The sequence below is a fragment of the Neiella holothuriorum genome (assembly GCF_019457915.1).
Taxonomy (GTDB): Bacteria; Pseudomonadota; Gammaproteobacteria; order Enterobacterales; family Neiellaceae; genus Neiella; species Neiella holothuriorum.
Window position 1 is genome coordinate 1 of record NZ_JAHZSS010000026.1, and the last position, 17,086, is coordinate 17,086.

Consider the following 17,086-nt stretch of genomic DNA (forward strand, 5'->3'; position numbering starts at 1 on the left):
AACAAGTGCACAAAAAAGCCAGCGTTGAAGGAACGCTGGCTTAATAAAAACCGTCAACTTATTTTAGGACGGCACATAACTCGCAGTTTGATGCTGCTCCATCCAGCCTTTTAGTTGCTCTAAAATAGTCAACGCAGAGCGGCCAAACGGTGTTAACTGATAACTCACGGCTAAAGGCCGCTCGCTTTCGACTTGCCGCAATACCAGACCTTCTTTTTCCAATTCTTTTAATCGCTGATCAACCATTTTCTTGCTGGCTCCGCTAAGCATTCGAGCAAGATCATTGAAGCGCACGGGCTTGTCTCGGAGTTGCCAGAGAATCGAGCCTTTCCACTTACCACCAATGAGGCGCATGCCATCCTCAATAGGGCATGGCTTGGTGCAGGCGTTAATAACTTTTTTACGGCCGTTAGTATCTGTTTTAATTGCTGTTTTCATGACTTTCGCCTAGGTTACAAAAAGTATACTAGTTGCTTTATATTTATAGGTTACCAAAATAGACCGCGTTGTCATTCAAAAATATCGGCCAGTTTCAATATGGCGACTGTGATGCTCGTTCTTGGCAACAAGACCAACCAGCGTTGACGAACGACAAACTCAAGTAAGTTGGCGTGGTGATTATTCAGTTTCCAATGCGTTGGTTCGATGTCCGCTAACCTCAAGCGATAACTCAATGAGGTTTATACCTACACTTAATGTTTGATAAAGGCGGCGTTGTGGCTGAGCAAAAAGCCAAAGCTCAATGTATTAAACGAGATGTGAAATCTTAACGAAGGAAATAAATTTATGTTTACGTTACACGATGTTGATAGTGCACCAGAGCAATCCAAACCACTGATGGAGCAGTCATTAAAAGCCTTCGGTATGTTACCCAATTTACACCGAGTGCTGGCTGAAGCCCCAGCTACTTATGAAGCGTATAACACCACCTTTGGTTTGTTCATGCAAAACACCAGCTTGTCGCCGCTAGAGCAGCAAGTGGTGTTCATGACTGCTAATTTTGAGAACAACTGCCACTACTGTGTACCGGGCCATACTTGGATGATGAAGGCGGGCGAAATGCCAGACCAAGTGATTGAAGCGCTGCGTGAGGGAACGGCAATCCCGGATGCTAAATTACAGGCACTGCATGATTTCACTAAAGCCCTGTTAGATAACCGCGGCCACATCGGCGAGCAAGGTTTGAATGACTTTTTGGCCGCCGGTTACACCAAGCAACAAGCATTAGAAGTACTGACCGGGTTGGCTGCAAAGCTGATCTCAAACTTTACCAATGCGTTGGCTGGCACTGAAGTGGATGAGCCAATGAAGCCATTTGCTTGGACTCACCCTTCGCAACGCTAATCCTGTTAGAACTTCGTGTAATGCCTACTGTTGGCGGCTGGCAAACAGTAGGTAATTGACCGAAGAATCATCAGTGATGCGCCAGTTTTTAGTGACAAGATTGTAGCTAAGCCCAACCAGTTGGGTGGTGGAAAACTGGTGTGGTTGCAACCATTGTTCAAGTTGTGAGGGGCGAACAAACCAGCGCCAATCGTGGGTGCCTTTAGGAAGCATGTTAAGCAGGTACTCGGCGCCAATTATCGCCACAAAAAATGACTTGAGGGTTCGGTTTAACGTGGCCATCACCAACAGTCCGTTGCTGTGCGTTAACGATGCACAGGTGTTGGTCAGTGTTTGTTGATCATCGACATGCTCGATCACTTCTGTGTTTAACACAACGTCAAAGCATGCTGATTTTCGAGTGGTTAGCATGTGCTCGGCCAGTGCATGTTGATAATCAATGGAAAGCTTATTGGCACTAGCATTTCGTTTGGCAACTTCAATATTAGTTTCGCTGCCATCTATCCCTGTTACCGTCGCGCCAAGTGCTGCAAGTGCTTCACAGATCAAGCCAGCGCCGCAACCAACGTCTAGGATGTTGAAACCCGCCAAAGGCTTGTCCGACGCAGATTGGAGCTGAAAGTGATCGATGATGCGCTCAACAATGCAGCGAACGCGGCAACGATTAAATGCCGAGATATGTTTAAAGCGGCCATTATCGTTGCGCCATTCTTCAGCCAATTGGTCGAACTTAGCGATTTCATGTGCCTGGCGGTGGCTAGGTGTTGATGATGTTAGGGTGCTTTTATCAAGCATAGATACACTGCTGACTAAATTTCATATAACAGCTTATACGGCCACAACGGCATGAACAGTACAAAATAAAAGGGCGCCGTTAGGCGCCCTATACAATGTAATGCAATGTCATGGAGTCTCACGGCATGACAGCAAAGCGAAGCGAGTGCTTAGCTCTCCGTTTGCTTTTCCACTAGCTCTGGGTTCGCTCGAAGATAACCAGCGGCTTCTTCATCTGTTACGCCTAAGCTATTTTGTTGCGGTGAGTGTTGAGACGCAGCGCGCATTTGTTCATTGACCTGATAAATCTTGCCGGTGTTTTCCAAATCTTTCTCATTGGCAATGTTGGCTATGGACTCGCGGTTTTTCAGGAATGACTTAATTTCATCAACAATGCCGCCCAGCTCATCATCATTTTTATTCATGCCCATGATGTAGCGTGGCGATTCCAAGTTGGTGCCGCCGCTCGTGGCAAAGATGGTACTGTTAATGCGCGAAGTGATAATCCACGGCGTAATGCTGCTTTGTACCACGACGTTTTCTGAACGGGTGCTATCGTGAATCGACATACCCGTTGAAATTTTAGATTCCGTGTATGTACCTTCGGCTTTCAGGTACATCAGTAGCGAGTTAAAGCTCATTTCACCCCAGAATAGATGGGATGCAAATCGCAGCGCGCTTGAGCCAAAGCACAAGGTGATCCAAGCGAATAAGACAAACAGTAACCCGTTAAACTCGGTGACGACTTGGCTTAAAATTTCTTCGTTCATGCGAACATCGCTTACCCAAATCATCATGTTGGTGAAGTCGGCAACGTCGAGACTGAGCGAGTAGAACACGCCAGCAGCAACCACGAATAGCACTTGGCTCAACAAGGTCACCAAGCTTTTCATTGGCTTACTGTAAGCGTCTTGGTTAACTAATGCAGGTTGAGTTTCAATCAGCAATTCACCGGCAAAACTACCTTTGCCCTCTGACTGTTCATTCAGTTTTGGATCAAAAGCACGATAAATCCGATTGGGTACTTCTTTGTAGCGACGATTCGCCAACACAATGTTTTCGATGTTAATGAAAATCTCGTTGGGGTGAATCGACTCTTGCATGTTGTCGCGGTATTCGCTGACCTCAGTTTGAGGTGTCACCTTGCTCATGCGTTTGAACAGCAGTGGCATGACAACGGCAAGCACAACCACGATGGTCACCAGCAACAGCGCTAGGTTGGTCCAGGCAGAGAAGAGCGGCACCATTTCGGTCAGCTTGGTTAAGGTATCAATATCTCGAGCGAAGACTTCATCGAGGTATACGCCGCCGATGACCGGCGCCAAGATTGCTAACGCAAGCAGTGCACCAAACGACACGCCGCCACTTTTAAGCAAACGATGGCTTTGATAGCTACCAATCGCTTTGGCGGTACTGCGCCAGCTGATCAGCAAATAAATTAACAAGATGAGTGACAATATTGGCATCGCCACAAGTTGGGCAATTTGCCCTGCTAAACCCGTGCTGACAATAAACGAAGCAATACCAAAAGCGATTAAGCCAACCACCACTTTAATGGCCATGCCCGCGAGTGATTGAGTTAGGTTACGCAATTGAAATGGTAGGAATACGAGTTTAGGCATGACTGAGTGAATCAATCGCGCTAACCAGCCCTGTGGCTCTATAAATGTCGAGTTCTTGCGGCCCATCAACATCGAATGCAGTTGTTCGTCATCGTAACGAAGCGAGCGCTTTTCTTCCTGTGCGGAATCGCGTTCGGATTCTGCGCGGTTGTAGGCTAGTGATGTTGGTACTGAACGACCAACAAAATAACGAAACAGTTGGAATAGACCAACACCGGCACGATGAGCACCAGCGGAAAGCAAGATGAAACCGACAATGGTATATGTCCAGCCTAGGACTTTGTCATCTTTTAAGGTACTGGCAACCTGTAGAAGTGGTAATAAACCACCGGCCATCACCAGTAAACCGGCAATGGTTTTAAGTAAACCTTCTGTTTTAAAGGGGTTTTTAATGCCTAACGTCTGTGAACCGAAATCATAGGCCATTAGCTACAATCCTTCTTTTTGAGTTGTTTGGCTGTGGTAGTCGTCGTTATTTCAATTGTTGTTATGTGGTTGAAGCATAGGAAGGCACATGAGGCTGGATTCCTTTCGACAACCAGCAAGCGCCTTATACCAACGCTTGAGTGAGGAGCTATTACTCATCGGCCCTCATCATACGGTAGATTTTATTGATTGCTAGCTCAGAAATGCATTTAATAGCTGCCAGCTCAAAGAAATGAATAATCGATAAAAATCTTTACTGGTTAACAGGTTAATAAGTAGTCGCTTGTTAATGTTATGTTGCGGTTTGGGGCTGTTTACAATGCCGATACCCGTGCCAAGAAATGCTGTCAAAAAGACTTTAAATCCCGCCTAAGGAGGCGCCATGAAAACATCTCCCGTGCGATGGCTTATTGGTTATCTTGTTGTACCTTTATTGGCGCTGCAAACCGCTTGGGCTGACGATCGCCAGTTGGCTGAACTGTTTCAACAACAGCAAGTTGACGGCACCATTGTCATTGTCGATTTGGCGGGCACCCAAAAATACATCCACAATAGCGAACGGGCAGCTAAACGCTTATGGCCCGCGTCTACGTTTAAGGTGCCCAATACGCTTATGGCGCTTGATGCAGGGGTGATTGCCAGTGCCGACAGCGTCATCAAGTGGGACGGCCAAGATAAAGGCTTGAAGATGTGGAATCAGGACCAAACCCTTGCAACGGCTTTGTCGCGCTCTTGTGTTTGGTGTTATCAAGGCTTTGCTCGGCAGATTGGCAACCAAGCGTACTTAGACTACTTGCAGCAAATCGATTACGGCAATGGTCTAACAGGCAAGCAGGTGGACACGTTTTGGTTGGAGGGCGATCTGGCGATTTCAGCGCTTGAGCAAGTTGATTTTTTAGCGCGCCTTTATCAGCAACAATTGCCGTTCAAAGCTGAACATTTTGCCGTGCTTAAACAAATTATGTTGGTTGAGAAAGCGGCTAATTATCAACTCTATGCAAAAACGGGCTGGGCCCAGCGTGGCGATGTCGATCACGGCTGGTATGTCGGATACGTGGAGCGTGGTGAAGCGGTTTGGCTGTTCGCCCTTAACATTGATATCAAAAGCCGTAATGATGCCAACAAGCGCATCCTGTTGACGCGTCAGGCGTTGGCGGTCAAAGGGATTATCGACACGCCATAATACCTTGGAAACTTGAGCTAAATGCTGTGCCAAGCGATTTCTGCCTGACGCATGGGCATTCGATCTATTTGCTTCAACAATACTTGCAGTTGTAGCACCTTGTCACGGCGTTTAATTGCACCATCTTTGCCAATCAAAAGCGTTTGAGGCCGCGCCAACGTATTGCTGCGCAACACCGTTTGTAACTGCTCACTTAGCGGGGCTAAAGCATTGGTACTGATGTGCTCTGAGGTGGTAACAAACCAAACGATGTGGCGGTCTTGAACGGCTAGCTCCGCCTGCTCGAGTTGCTGGGTACTGGCGTGTTGGCATTGTACTGAGTCGCACTGCACCAGAATTATACGATTTTGCCATTGTAGCTGTTCTAAACTAACCAGCTTGGCGTCGGCGTTGCTGTTAACCAGCAACGCACATAAAGCTAGTATTCGAATCATAACAAGCCCCCATTTTCGATAAGCCGTGAATGCTTACCTCTGTTGTATGGGAGCTAGCGCTACTCAGATCAATTCAAATGCGTTGGGCTAAGCCGCGTTGGTGTTTAGAGTTTCCGGCCCAAGCGTTTTTCAACTTGCTTTCTTTCCCAGTCAGGGCCAAATAAATTGACCACTTCGAAGACTTGGATGGCATGAAAGACAATGCTAAGCCCCATGCCTAAAGCTGCCCACCAAGCCCAGATGTAACCCGGTGAAATCATATAATTTAAAATAAACAGAAAGGTAATCATGCAGATTGACGTGACTGTATGAGTATAAAAATCTTTCACGTCCTTAACCTGTTCGATAGCTTCTTGCTCGTCGGTAGACAGGCTGGCAGTGGCTTCTGATGGATTGTTCATTGGTTGCTCCTTGGCTGGCTTTTGCAAGTCTTGTACGTCCACTTCAAAAACAGCTGCTAGCGATTTGAGTGATTCTAATCCGGCGGTTTTACCTTGCTCAATACGCTGGATGGTGCGAACACTCAGGCCACTAAATTGCGATAGCTGCTCTTGTGACCAGCCACGCTGGAGGCGAAGTTTACGTACAATCATCAAATGCATTTCCTTGCGGTTGTGATGCCATTCATCATGGCGTTAAAGACCCAGTTAAACCACGACAGTCACCTGTCACCTTGGTGACAGTGCAATAAATTCAACTAGTTACTGAGCTACCCAAAAGGCAGGAGCGCAAAGGAGTGTAGTCCGAAAACAAAAACGGCTCCATTTTAGGAGCCGTTAAGTTGCAATTGAAGGGGGATTAATTTGCCGGTTGTGTCGGAGTTGGCGTAAGTACCGCCTCGAGTTTTTCGTTATCAACATGCTGTTGAATGCCGGCCATGGCGGCTGCGACTGCCGGGCTTGAGAACAACTCTTGGCCGGCAACTTGTCCTAGCACCTGAAAGCCACCTTGAATCGCCAGCTGGCCTTCATAGGCAATTGCATTCTTGGTTTGCTCTTTACATGTCTCTGTCATCAGTTTGGTAAATAGCAGGCCAGTTTGTTTATTGCCTTCATTCACTTGAGCAGCAGAGACATTGGCAATGTCGGCTACCGCAGGGTGATGGGAGGCGGCAATGAACATCCATCGGACTAACGCGGCGCGATCGTCTTGGGTGGTTGATGACACTAAACATTTGGCCAGTTCGTTGGTGTAAACCCCGGCATTTGCTAGACCGGTTAACGATGCGCTTAATACTGCTGCAATCAGGAGTTTGTTCATGGTGATTACATCCTTGTCTCGGTGTTATTGCTTCTTCACGAATTTTGTCAGGATCACGATGCGAACGCCATTGACTCGGCCTTCAATGTGATCTGGATTATCGGTTAGCGAAATACCACGAACTGGGGTGCCACGTTTGGCGGTAAAACTGGTGCCTTTGACGTCCAAGTCTTTAATCAATACAACATTGTCGCCCGCTTCTAACTTGACGCCATTATTGTCGCGCTGAATCACTTGTTGCTCTTCTTCAACTAAACCCGATTCGGCCCAAGTCACCAGTGCGTCATCGAGGTAAAGCATATCGAGTAAATCCTGCGCCCAGGTTTCACCTTGCTTAGTCAGGCGTTTTAGCATGCGCCACGCCATCACTTGTACTGGCGGCTCTTGACTCCACATGGCGTCATTCAGGCCGCGCCACAAGTTTGGATCGAGTTGTTCGCCATTGATTTGCTCGTGTAACTCTTGGCTAATGAGGATGGCACGATCAGCAGATTGACCATCCACTGGAGGCACAGCATAAACGACTAAATCATCGCTGCTGCCAGAGAGCTCGCATTGGTTACCGCTGCGATCTTTTAAAATTTGTTCAATTGACATGAGTTGATCCCAAAGCGGCTGGCAACGCCAGCCGAATGACAAACAAAGATAGTGAGATTATTTGGCCGGAGGCTGATAGCCTTCGATGTGAACGTCTTGACCTTCAAACAAAAAACCAATCATGGCTTGCTCAAGCTGTTCGCGGTGAGCTGGCTCCATCATGTTGAGCTTGTGCTCATTAATCATCATGGTTTGCTTCTTTTGCCATTCAGCCCAAGCTTGTTTACTAATATTATCGAAAATACGTTTGCCGACCTCACCAGGATAAAGTTGAAAATCTAAGCCATCGGCTTCTTGTTGGAGGTACTGACAGAAAACGGTACGAGCCATGAGATATACCCTGCTGATGAAAAACGGCCATTAGTTTAACTCAAAATTGCCTTAATCTGCTGCTTTTGCAGTGTGTTTTTCGATAAAGCTTTTGATTGGCTTGGGCAGGCCTATGGTTGCCAAGGTGTCGAGTGCGAACCATTTGCCACTTTGATGCTCGCTACGGTGCTGCGCCATATTGATGACTTCTGCTGCGAGCTTGTAATGGCTGAAGGTATGACGAAAACGGCCAATGGCTTTCGTTTCCGCCACCTGGTCGAGGGGTTGTTGGTATTCTGGCAGGCACCAAAGGCCGCCCCAAATGCCATCGGCAGGGCGTTTCACCAAGAAAATTTCTTGATCAACTAAGTGCCAGTCAAAAATTGCTGTTTTTACCGGTAAGGTTTTCTTGGGTTTTGGTGTTGGTAGCTCGCTGACGCGATTGCTCGCTAATGCTTGGCACTGATTTGCTAATGGACAAATGGTGCAGTCGGGCGATTTGGGCTTGCACAAGGTAGCGCCCATATCCAATAAACTTTGCGCAAAGCGGCGGTTACTCAACGGCTGATCTGTTGCTGGCGTGAGTTGCTCCGCAAGGCTCCATAAGCGTTTGCTAACTGTGCTGCTTGCCAATTGCCCTTCAATAGCAAATAGCCGACAAAACAGGCGTTTGACGTTGCCATCAACAATCGGCCCGTAGCGATCAAACGCAAACGACATCACCGCGCCGGCGGTATAGCGGCCAACCCCGGGAATACATTCTAAGCCTTTTAAATCCGACGGGAACTCACCATCACACTGCTCTACAACATAGCGTGCCGCTTTGTGCAAATTGCGAGCTCGCGAGTAGTAACCTAGCCCTTGCCAGTGGGCCATAATATGGTCTTCTTCGGCAGCGGCTAGCGCGTCGATGGTCGGGAAACTTGTCATCCATCGTTCAAAGTATGGGATCACCGTGGCAACCTGAGTTTGTTGCAGCATGATTTCCGACACTAATACGGAATAAGGGGTCGGGTTGAGCTGCCAAGGAAGATCATGACGGCCCTGAGTTTCTGCCCAACTGAGCAGGCGATGCTGAAAGCCTAGAATGTCAGTAGCTGACATGGTGCTGCTCGACGAGTCGGTCATGTTGTCCAGATAATGCCTGCAAAAACGGCGCTCAGTGTAGCCATCCGCCATTGACCAGATCAATATCCGGTTGCGCTATTCTTGATAATTACTGAGGCCATAGCGATAATGCGCCGCTATTTAACACAAACGTCAACCAGTTACCGGATTAAACCATGAGTCAGAGCAAAGACGTCAACGATGCCGAGTTCACCGAAGATGGCAAATACATGCGCCGGATCCGCAGCTTTGTGCGTCGCGAAGGGCGCCTGAGTAACCGTCAGCAGCGCGCATTGGACGAGCTTTGGCCAAGCTACGGTTTAGATTACAGCGGTGAGCGCGTCGAATTGTCCGAGTTGTTTGGCCGCCAAGCGAACACGGTTGTTGAAATCGGTTTTGGTATGGGCGCTTCGCTGGTTGCTATGGCGAAAGCTGCGCCTGAAATTAACTTCCTTGGCATAGAAGTGCATCGTCCTGGTGTGGGTGCTTGTTTAGCCGATGTTGAAGATGAAGCGCTGACCAATGTTCGCACCATGGAGCATGACGCAGTTGAAGTTCTGCAAAATACGCTTGCTGAAAACTCGGTTGATCGGCTGCAACTGTTTTTCCCTGATCCTTGGCACAAAAAGCGTCACCACAAGCGTCGCATTGTTCAGCCAGAATTCGTTGCGATGGTGCAACGGGTGCTGAAACCCGGCGGCGTGTTCCATATGGCCACCGATTGGGAAAATTACGCGGAACACATGCTTGAAGTGATGACCGAAGCGCCCGGTTTTAGCAATCAACACCCCGACACAAGTTATGCGCCGCGGCCTGATTATCGTCCGCTAACTAAATTTGAAAAGCGTGGCCAGCGATTAGGTCACGGCGTTTGGGATCTATTGTTTGAAGCGAAATAGTTCGGCTGGTTGATTCGCTCACAAATTAATTTATTTTGATACGAGCCGCGCTTTGATTACGACTGGTAATCAAAGCGCGGCTCTTTTTATTGTTGCAACTGAACTTATCTCTGCGCCAAAGACCAGCCATTTAATCGCTCAATTTGAAAGCTTCTAGTTCACCAATATTGGCCTAACAATTTTCCCATGTCGTAATGTTTGCTGTTGTGCACGAATTCAGCAATTAAACCCACATAAAAAGCAAGTGTTCAGCTAGTGAGCAAAAGCTCTAGTATATGTTGGTGGCAGTTCGTTAATGCTGTATTGAACCTGTCCCGGAGAACCTATCAATGAAAGAACACCAGTTTAGCCGCCGTAAGTTTTTAACTTCGATGGCTAGCCTTTCTGCTGCCTCAGTGCTGCTGCCATTTCACACTTTGGCTGCCTCAGACATGCACAAGGTAAAAATTACCGATGTCAAAACCATGGTGCTGCAGGGGCCAACAACGCCTTACATGAGAGGGCGTACTCATATATTGGTGAAGGTAGAAACTGATGCTGGAATATATGGTATTGCTGAAGCTTATGGTTCGCCGGGGTTAGGAATTGTTGAGGCGATTCATGGTGTTAAAGCAATTCTAATCGGCAAAGATCCATTGCAGATCGATCGCCTATATACCGGCTATCGATACACTGATGATAGTGCACACGCCCAACAACGTGCCATGAGTGGTATTGAAATGGCCCTGTGGGACTTAGCTGGCAAAATCTTAAAAGTGCCTACCCATACTTTATTAGGTGGTAAGTTCCGCGACAAAGTGCGCATGTATGATCACCACACGCCACGCGATTACAGCGACAAAATTTCTTGTCGTGACTGGGCCGCCGCCGCTAAAGAGCAGCCAAACGGTATTACTATTCACAAGCTGGGTGTACCGATTATTGGCGAAAAGGATGACTTTGGATTCGACCCATCTAACCGAGTCCTATCCAGCAAAGCCATGCGTAAGCTAATTGAAGGCTACGAAAATATTCGTGATGCCATTGGCTGGGATCACGACTTGCTCATTGGTTGTCACTGGCAATTCGATTTGCGCACGTCCATAGAGTTGGCGCGAAACCTTGAGCAAATTAAACCGCTTTGGCTGGAAGATCCAATGCCGGTTCCATATAGCGAAAGCTGGCGCCGCTTAGTTGATGCTTCGCCAGTGCCGATTTGTACCGGTGAAAACTGGTCGCGCCGCTCCGACTCGTTGCCGTTTATTAAAAATGCAGCCACCGACATTATTCACCCTGATTTGCGCAACTCAGGTGGCTTCCTTGAGAACAAACGCATGGCCGATCTGGCTGACTTATATTCGCTTCCTGTAGCGAATCACAATACCGGTGGCATTGTGAATGGTATTGCCTCGGTTAACTGGGCGGCTTCCATTCGTGATTATCTATTTTGTGAAACGGTGTTCTTTGATGGTGGCTGGATGGACGATGTGGTTGTGCATGACAAACCGCTGTGTGAAAACGGCTATGTGGCGGTCTCTGAGAAACCGGGGTTGGGGATTGAACTCGATCCCGATGTGGTTAAGCCGAATTTAGTTGAGGGCGAAAAGTGGTGGGGTTAAGTTAATTCTGCCTTGCCTAACAACTCTAAGCCTGCCGAGCTTTCTCTTCGCAGGCTTTGTTCTATGGGCATTTGTACAATACTAGCTTGGCTGGTCAAAACTCAGTGTAAGCTTGCTTAGATACGCCAGTTGTAGGTTAGCGTTAAAGTCTCTGTGCCTGGGTTTTCGTCGCTAATGCTCGCATTTGACAAGTGACCGAATTCTAATCGCAGAAAGCCTTTGTCGCTGGTGTCATAGTTGACGAAAATACGTGAATAGAACTCTAAGTGATGGCCTAAATGGTCGGTGTCGCTGAAGTAGCCAACCACATTACCAAATCCCCAATCCCATCGTTCAGTGATTTCAAACTCTTTTAACCAACCGCCTGCCACGTAGTACTCACCATCTTCGCTAACCATGCCGATAACTGTTGGACGAATCCCCCAAAGTGGCTCATATTCGGCGAATTCATAAGCAACTTGTGCATAGGAAATATCCATATTCTCAGTGGCTTCCCAGACGCCTGCACCAATGGCCCAACGGTGTTGTTGTGCGTCAGTTGCTGGCTCTGCTGCGTTGACCAAGCCACTCATTAACGCCAATGATGCGAATACTGCGGTGAAATAATTCATTCTAATTTTCTCTATCCATTTTGAGATTACAGCTGTTGTTGATATGACGAACGGTTATGAAAAGCAGCTCATTACTTCGTCCATCGCAATGCCTTTTTCTTTAAACATTGAGCGTAATTGGATCAACGCTTTGGTTTGGAAGTGAGCAATGTTTTGGCGCGATACGCCCATTTCTTTGCCGATATCGCTCAAGGTTGCAGGTTCTTGCCCTAATAAGCCGAAGCGGCGGGCAATAATGTTGCGAAGTTTGGGCTCTAGCACATCTAGGCATTCAACTAAAACGCTGTTAACCGTATTGGTCTGTAGCGTTTGATCTGTTTCCGCCTGGTATTCATCAGCAAGCAGATCAACTAGCGGGGTATCTTCGTTTTTACCCACGGTAATATCTAATGAACTGGTGGTTTCATTGAGCTTGAGCATGCGGTGAACATCGGCAACTGGCTTGTCCATTTTTTGCGCTAGCTGCTCTGCTGTTGGTTCGTTGCCAAGTGACTTGGCCATTTCTTTTGCTGTTCTTAAATACACATTCATTTCTTTGATTAAATGAATGGGCAACCGAATGGTGCGCGATTGATTCATGATGGCACGCTCAATGCCGTCGCGAATCCACCAAGTGGCGTAGGTAGAAAAGCGGAAGCCGCGCTCAGGATCAAACTTCTCAACGCCTCGGATTAATCCGATATTTCCTTCTTCGATGAGATCAAGCAATGTCAGGCCACGATTCATGTAGCGGCGGGCAAGTTTCACGACCAAGCGAAGGTTAGACTCGACCATGCGTTTTTTTGCTTGCTCATCACCTTGTTGCACTTTCAATGCAAGGACGACTTCTTCTTTGGCTGTTAGCAAAGGGAAGCGACCAATTTCGTCAAAGTACATTTGATTCGGGTCGATTGTTTTGCGTTGGTTCTGAGTAATGGTGTCTTGAAATTGTTGGTCTAGTTCTTGTTGTTCAAGCTCTGCAAGAGAAGCGTCAATATCAGATAGATTAATGTTAGCAACATGATTTGTATTAAAGCCTATAGTTTGCTGTTCCATGGTTATTCCCTCAATTCTCTGTTCGGTCGCAGAGCCGGTAACTGGCCGGTCAATTTCAATGGTTGCTATGGTATCGACGGTGAGTGTGTGGGTATGTGTGTTAATGGTGTGTGAATGTGTGATCGGAACAAGTGATGTGTTGAGTAAGTTATTCAAATTGACTCTTCATGCTGTGATTTGGAGGGCGATTGTAGCTTAGGTTTTTGAATTAATTGTTAAAAATAGTTAATTATTTATTGCTGCGACTGTATTTCGTACGACCTCACTCATGCCTGAATGATAATTATTATTAGGTAAGTGCCTGTAAGTAAACACAATGTGTGATGCGAAAGGGAAGCTGACAGCAAACGCCAAAGTGAAGCATTTGCGCAGTCATAGAGCTGTGTTGGCCAACGTGTTGATGCAGCTTACGTCTAATCGAGTGGAAGACGGCGTTTGATGTCACTACAGATGATGGCTAATTGGCGTGTCATGGCTTGTAACTGAGCCAATTCAGGAGCAGCTTCTTTCGAGGCTAATTCTATAGCGGCCGCCTGTTTTGCTATTTCAGTGAGGCCTAAGTTAGCAGCGCTGCCCTTCAATGTGTGGATGACGCTTTGCAAATCGCTTTGATGGGCATCGAATCCTCGCTGATATTGATTGGCAAACTTGACCAATAGCTTTTGGTAAAGGGTTACATTCAATCGAGCCCCGATAGGCGTCTAGGTTGCCTATCAAGATGATTGATTTTTAATGATTCTTTTGGCGATAGAACGGCGTGTTTTGGTGCTTATTGACGAGTTGAAGAGCCGTTGCTCGCTTGTCTTCAACGGAACGAAGGAGCAACGGTTATGCCTCATGTAACTAGCGCGGCGGCGCGTCCATGGGCTGGATGTAATCAAGCCAATCTTGTTTGACGACACGCTCGGCAAAAAAGTCGGCGATGCGCTGACCTTCTGAAATGATCTGTTGCCAATAAGGAATTCGTTGAGCTGGCGCCATGGTTTTGAAGTCGTTGCGATCAGAAATTTTACCGTGCGGTAATTGACTAACAAAGTTGGCAGACGGGGCAACCAGCAGCACGTTGCGATAGTTGTCTGCTTGCGCTTTGCGCCATGTCAACGATTTATCAAACCAACCAGGGGTGATACCTGAATAGAAATGCGGGTAGAGCACGATGCCTTGAGTTTTAATATTTAAATCAAAATGATAATCGACGATACCGCCGTCATAGTAATAACCTTCGCCGGGCCCTTGGAGATGACGCTGCGGGTGGATCACCAGTGGAATAGCGCCGGTGGCTAATAAGCCTGCGCGCAGGTTGTGCTGGTTGAGTTGAAAGTTACGGGTCGGGAAGTCGTTTAGCTGTAAGAATGGGCTTTGAACCGATTGCGAACGTTTGCTGTTATGCAACAAAATGCGCTCAAACGATAGGCTCAATAGATTTCGGTGGATCCCATTGAGTGTTGCTGCGGCGGCTAAGGCCAGCATTTGACGATGCTTATTGCCACTGGCTGCTAGGTGTTTACCGCGACAAACGACCATATGCAGGCGAAAACTTGGGTGTGACAAGATTTGCTCGCTACCATGCTCGCCCAACAATTCATCAACCAAGGCGATGGCTTTAGTGGTGATCTCATTAGCATTTGCTTGCGCGGAGTAAACGGTATTCGCGTAATGCTCGACAAAGCGGCGAGTGGCTTCGGCGGGTTGCTGCTGGCAGTAACACGCAAAACGCCAGCCGCCTGCCGAAGTGCCAAGTAAATCCAATGGCTGTTGTCGGTCAGCAAAAAACTCTCCCGCCAAATATTGATCGATGGCAGACAAAATAAACCACTTAGGGCCGCCTGACGCGCCCAACAGAGCGCTGATATCATTCGCGGCTAAACCGTTGGCGGCTATCTTTTGATAAGCCTCGCGGCCAGCCAGTAAGGTCACCGGTACTTGTTTGTTGTTAGAAATAGGCGTCATTACTGCGGTTTATTCCTGTGTTGTATCGCTTGCGGCTAGGTGTTTGCCGGCGTGCCAATTTTGCTCGGCTAATAACGCTTCGCCTTTAGCTTTCGCTGGCTCTTCAATGGTGGTTGCCATTGCATCGTTCCAACGGTTCAGAAAACCATACAGCGAAATCGCCGCGGTTAGCTCCACGATTTGTTCTTCGTTCCAGTGTTGCCGCAGGCTGGCCATGATGGGTTCGTTGACCTGTGCTGGTGCACTGCCCGCCGCCAAAGCGAAATCTAGCGCTGCTCGTTCTGCCGGTGAGAACAGTGGAGAGGTTTGATATTGCCAGAGTTGTTCTAAGCGTTGTTGTTGCTCGCCCGCTAATTCTGCGGCTAACAAAGAGTGTGCTTGGCAGTATCGGCAGCCTGCAGCACTACTGGCCATGTGGGCAAGTAATCGCTTGAAGCCCGCATCTACGCTGGTGGATTGCTCCATCACTGCGGCCGTTAAAACACCAAACGCGTTTAAAATTGCAGGGTTACGCTGCATGGTTAACAGGCTGTTGGGGACGAAGCCAAGAATTTTTTCAAACTGTTGAAATCTTGATTTCAATTCTGGGTTTAAATCAATTGCGAGAGGGTGCAAAAGTGCCATAATGCGCGCCTTTCTGGTGCAAGCCAGATTTTTTTTGGTAGAAACAAGCTACACACTTTAGCCGATCGACCAGCAATAAAACAAAGCTGGCGGGCGAGATTGCAGGTTTAGGAGAAATAATGAAGCACTTAATTTTGGCTGCCACTGCAGCCCTTGTGGCCCCTTTCACTCAAGCAGCAGGTTTAGTTCAATGGCAAGACAACAGCTTGTCGTATCTTTACGGTCAAGACTTTGAAGTTAATCCAGAGATTCAGCAAACCATCACTTACGAGCACGTGAGTGGTTGGAGTGTTGGAGATCTGTTCTTCTTCACCGACTACACCATGTACAACGGTGAGAAAGACTTCTACAACGGCGAAAGCGCCTACTACGGCGAATTCAGCCCACGTTTCAGCTTTGGCAAAATCTTCGACAAAGATCTGTCGTTCGGTATCGTTCAAGACGTACTGGTTGCGACGACCTACGAATTTGGTGAAGGCGATGTAGAAAGCTACTTGGTTGGTGCAGGGTTAGACTTGGCGCTGCCTGGTTTCGACTTCTTCCAATTGAATGCTTACCAACGTCTACCTGAAAATGGTGACGGTGACACTATCCAAATTACACCAGTATGGAAAATGACATTCCCTGTTGGTAACTCTGCGATCGTTTTCGATGGCTTCATTGACTGGGTCGTAACCAGTGATGGCACTTACGAGAAGAACTTCCACTTCAACCCACAAATCAAATATGACGCCGGTGTGCACTTCGGTCTGCGTGAGCGTTCGTTGCTGATGGGTGTTGAGTATGATTACTGGAAAAACAAATACGGTATTAAAGACAGCAGTGCATTTAAGACCGACCAGAGCGTTGTAAACCTCTTGGTAAAATATCACTTCTAATTGTCATGCTGCGGCAAGGCAAAATAAAAGGGGCCAGCAGGCTAATGCCGATCAGTTAGGTTTAATTTGAACGCTCATCTGAGCCTGAGAAAAATCCGGTACAACAATTGTTGTATCGGACTTATTGTTCGTGCAGTTATAAGACACTCCTGCATAATCTGTAGCAAGGAAAGCCCTTCAGTTTGAAGTCATTTGTTCGTTAGAACGGCAGGATAAACAAGTTCGCTTAACGACAATGTCACAAGCTCTTAAGAAGTTCAGGCGTTATGGGGATTATTACTTTCTTACAACCTAATCCGCTATGTCATGACGCAGGTGGCATGTTGACTTAAGGGCATATGGCCAAATCAGCTGAACTTTGACAGTTATTCAATACATAAGATTGTATTTTTAGTGACAGGCCTCTGAGCTCACTAGGCACATGGCCCAAGCTGG

At 47.4% G+C, this 17,086-nt stretch carries 19 protein-coding genes; 5 read left to right on the forward strand and 14 right to left on the reverse strand.

Going from position 1 to position 17,086, the window contains the following annotated elements:
- Positions 1-63: 63 nt before the first annotated feature.
- Positions 64-438 carry a winged helix-turn-helix transcriptional regulator gene (locus tag K0504_RS16470; protein ID WP_220105256.1) on the reverse strand — a complete coding sequence of 125 codons (375 nt, stop codon included), beginning with the start codon at positions 436-438 and terminating at the stop codon, positions 64-66.
- A 348-nt stretch (positions 439-786) separates the two neighbouring features.
- Here K0504_RS16470 and K0504_RS16475 point away from each other — a divergent pair, with 348 nt between their 5' ends.
- A complete protein-coding gene (locus K0504_RS16475; RefSeq protein ID WP_220105257.1) occupies positions 787-1,344 on the forward strand; it encodes a carboxymuconolactone decarboxylase family protein in 558 nt (185 codons plus the stop codon).
- A gap of 24 nt (positions 1,345-1,368) precedes the next feature.
- Here K0504_RS16475 and ubiG read toward each other — a convergent pair whose 3' ends face one another.
- The gene (ubiG, locus tag K0504_RS16480) at positions 1,369-2,139 is read right to left on the reverse strand and encodes a bifunctional 2-polyprenyl-6-hydroxyphenol methylase/3-demethylubiquinol 3-O-methyltransferase UbiG (RefSeq protein WP_220105258.1); all 771 of its coding nucleotides are present in this window, start codon (positions 2,137-2,139) and stop codon (positions 1,369-1,371) included.
- A 149-nt stretch (positions 2,140-2,288) separates the two neighbouring features.
- Positions 2,289-4,166, reverse strand: a complete 1,878-nt coding sequence (locus tag K0504_RS16485) for a hypothetical protein (RefSeq protein ID WP_220105259.1) — start codon at positions 4,164-4,166, stop codon at positions 2,289-2,291.
- A gap of 382 nt (positions 4,167-4,548) precedes the next feature.
- On the opposite strand from K0504_RS16485, the gene blaOXA reads away from it, so the two are divergent.
- Positions 4,549-5,349, forward strand: coding sequence for a class D beta-lactamase (gene blaOXA, locus K0504_RS16490; RefSeq protein WP_220105260.1), 801 nt, complete (start codon positions 4,549-4,551; stop codon positions 5,347-5,349).
- 17 nt (positions 5,350-5,366) lie between these two features.
- Here blaOXA and K0504_RS16495 read toward each other — a convergent pair whose 3' ends face one another.
- From K0504_RS16495 to mutY, 6 genes are all read right to left on the reverse strand, one after another.
- The gene (locus tag K0504_RS16495; protein WP_220105261.1) at positions 5,367-5,783 is read right to left on the reverse strand and encodes a DUF4174 domain-containing protein; all 417 of its coding nucleotides are present in this window, start codon (positions 5,781-5,783) and stop codon (positions 5,367-5,369) included.
- A gap of 104 nt (positions 5,784-5,887) precedes the next feature.
- Positions 5,888-6,376 carry a 2TM domain-containing protein gene (locus tag K0504_RS16500; RefSeq protein WP_225918197.1) on the reverse strand — a complete coding sequence of 163 codons (489 nt, stop codon included), beginning with the start codon at positions 6,374-6,376 and terminating at the stop codon, positions 5,888-5,890.
- 205 nt (positions 6,377-6,581) lie between these two features.
- A complete protein-coding gene (locus K0504_RS16505; protein ID WP_220105262.1) occupies positions 6,582-7,043 on the reverse strand; it encodes a hypothetical protein in 462 nt (153 codons plus the stop codon).
- A 24-nt stretch (positions 7,044-7,067) separates the two neighbouring features.
- Positions 7,068-7,640, reverse strand: a complete 573-nt coding sequence (locus K0504_RS16510) for a PhnA domain-containing protein (protein ID WP_220105263.1) — start codon at positions 7,638-7,640, stop codon at positions 7,068-7,070.
- Between the two features lie 57 nt (positions 7,641-7,697).
- Positions 7,698-7,970 carry an oxidative damage protection protein gene (locus tag K0504_RS16515; RefSeq protein ID WP_220105264.1) on the reverse strand — a complete coding sequence of 91 codons (273 nt, stop codon included), beginning with the start codon at positions 7,968-7,970 and terminating at the stop codon, positions 7,698-7,700.
- 51 nt (positions 7,971-8,021) lie between these two features.
- Positions 8,022-9,053: an A/G-specific adenine glycosylase gene (gene mutY / locus K0504_RS16520; protein ID WP_220105265.1), complete on the reverse strand. Its 1,032-nt coding sequence runs from the start codon at positions 9,051-9,053 to the stop codon at positions 8,022-8,024.
- A gap of 179 nt (positions 9,054-9,232) precedes the next feature.
- On the opposite strand from mutY, the gene trmB reads away from it, so the two are divergent.
- The gene (gene trmB / locus K0504_RS16525) at positions 9,233-9,955 is read left to right on the forward strand and encodes a tRNA (guanosine(46)-N7)-methyltransferase TrmB (RefSeq protein ID WP_220105266.1); all 723 of its coding nucleotides are present in this window, start codon (positions 9,233-9,235) and stop codon (positions 9,953-9,955) included.
- 329 nt (positions 9,956-10,284) lie between these two features.
- Complete coding sequence (locus K0504_RS16530; RefSeq protein WP_220105267.1) at positions 10,285-11,553, forward strand: mandelate racemase/muconate lactonizing enzyme family protein; 1,269 nt, start codon at positions 10,285-10,287, stop codon at positions 11,551-11,553.
- A 116-nt stretch (positions 11,554-11,669) separates the two neighbouring features.
- Here the strand turns inward: K0504_RS16530 and K0504_RS16535 are convergent, their stop codons facing one another.
- The 5 genes from K0504_RS16535 to K0504_RS16555 form a co-directional block, all read right to left on the reverse strand.
- Positions 11,670-12,164, reverse strand: coding sequence for an acyloxyacyl hydrolase (locus K0504_RS16535; RefSeq protein WP_220105268.1), 495 nt, complete (start codon positions 12,162-12,164; stop codon positions 11,670-11,672).
- Positions 12,165-12,218: 54 nt separating this feature from the next.
- Complete coding sequence (gene rpoS, locus K0504_RS16540; RefSeq protein WP_220105269.1) at positions 12,219-13,199, reverse strand: RNA polymerase sigma factor RpoS; 981 nt, start codon at positions 13,197-13,199, stop codon at positions 12,219-12,221.
- Between the two features lie 413 nt (positions 13,200-13,612).
- The gene (locus K0504_RS16545) at positions 13,613-13,882 is read right to left on the reverse strand and encodes an Hpt domain-containing protein (protein WP_220105270.1); all 270 of its coding nucleotides are present in this window, start codon (positions 13,880-13,882) and stop codon (positions 13,613-13,615) included.
- Between the two features lie 160 nt (positions 13,883-14,042).
- Positions 14,043-15,149, reverse strand: a complete 1,107-nt coding sequence (locus tag K0504_RS16550) for a hypothetical protein (protein ID WP_220105271.1) — start codon at positions 15,147-15,149, stop codon at positions 14,043-14,045.
- A gap of 9 nt (positions 15,150-15,158) precedes the next feature.
- Positions 15,159-15,773, reverse strand: a complete 615-nt coding sequence (locus K0504_RS16555; RefSeq protein ID WP_220105272.1) for a carboxymuconolactone decarboxylase family protein — start codon at positions 15,771-15,773, stop codon at positions 15,159-15,161.
- A 119-nt stretch (positions 15,774-15,892) separates the two neighbouring features.
- On the opposite strand from K0504_RS16555, the gene K0504_RS16560 reads away from it, so the two are divergent.
- Complete coding sequence (locus K0504_RS16560; protein WP_220105273.1) at positions 15,893-16,651, forward strand: outer membrane protein OmpK; 759 nt, start codon at positions 15,893-15,895, stop codon at positions 16,649-16,651.
- Positions 16,652-17,086: the final 435 nt, after the last annotated feature.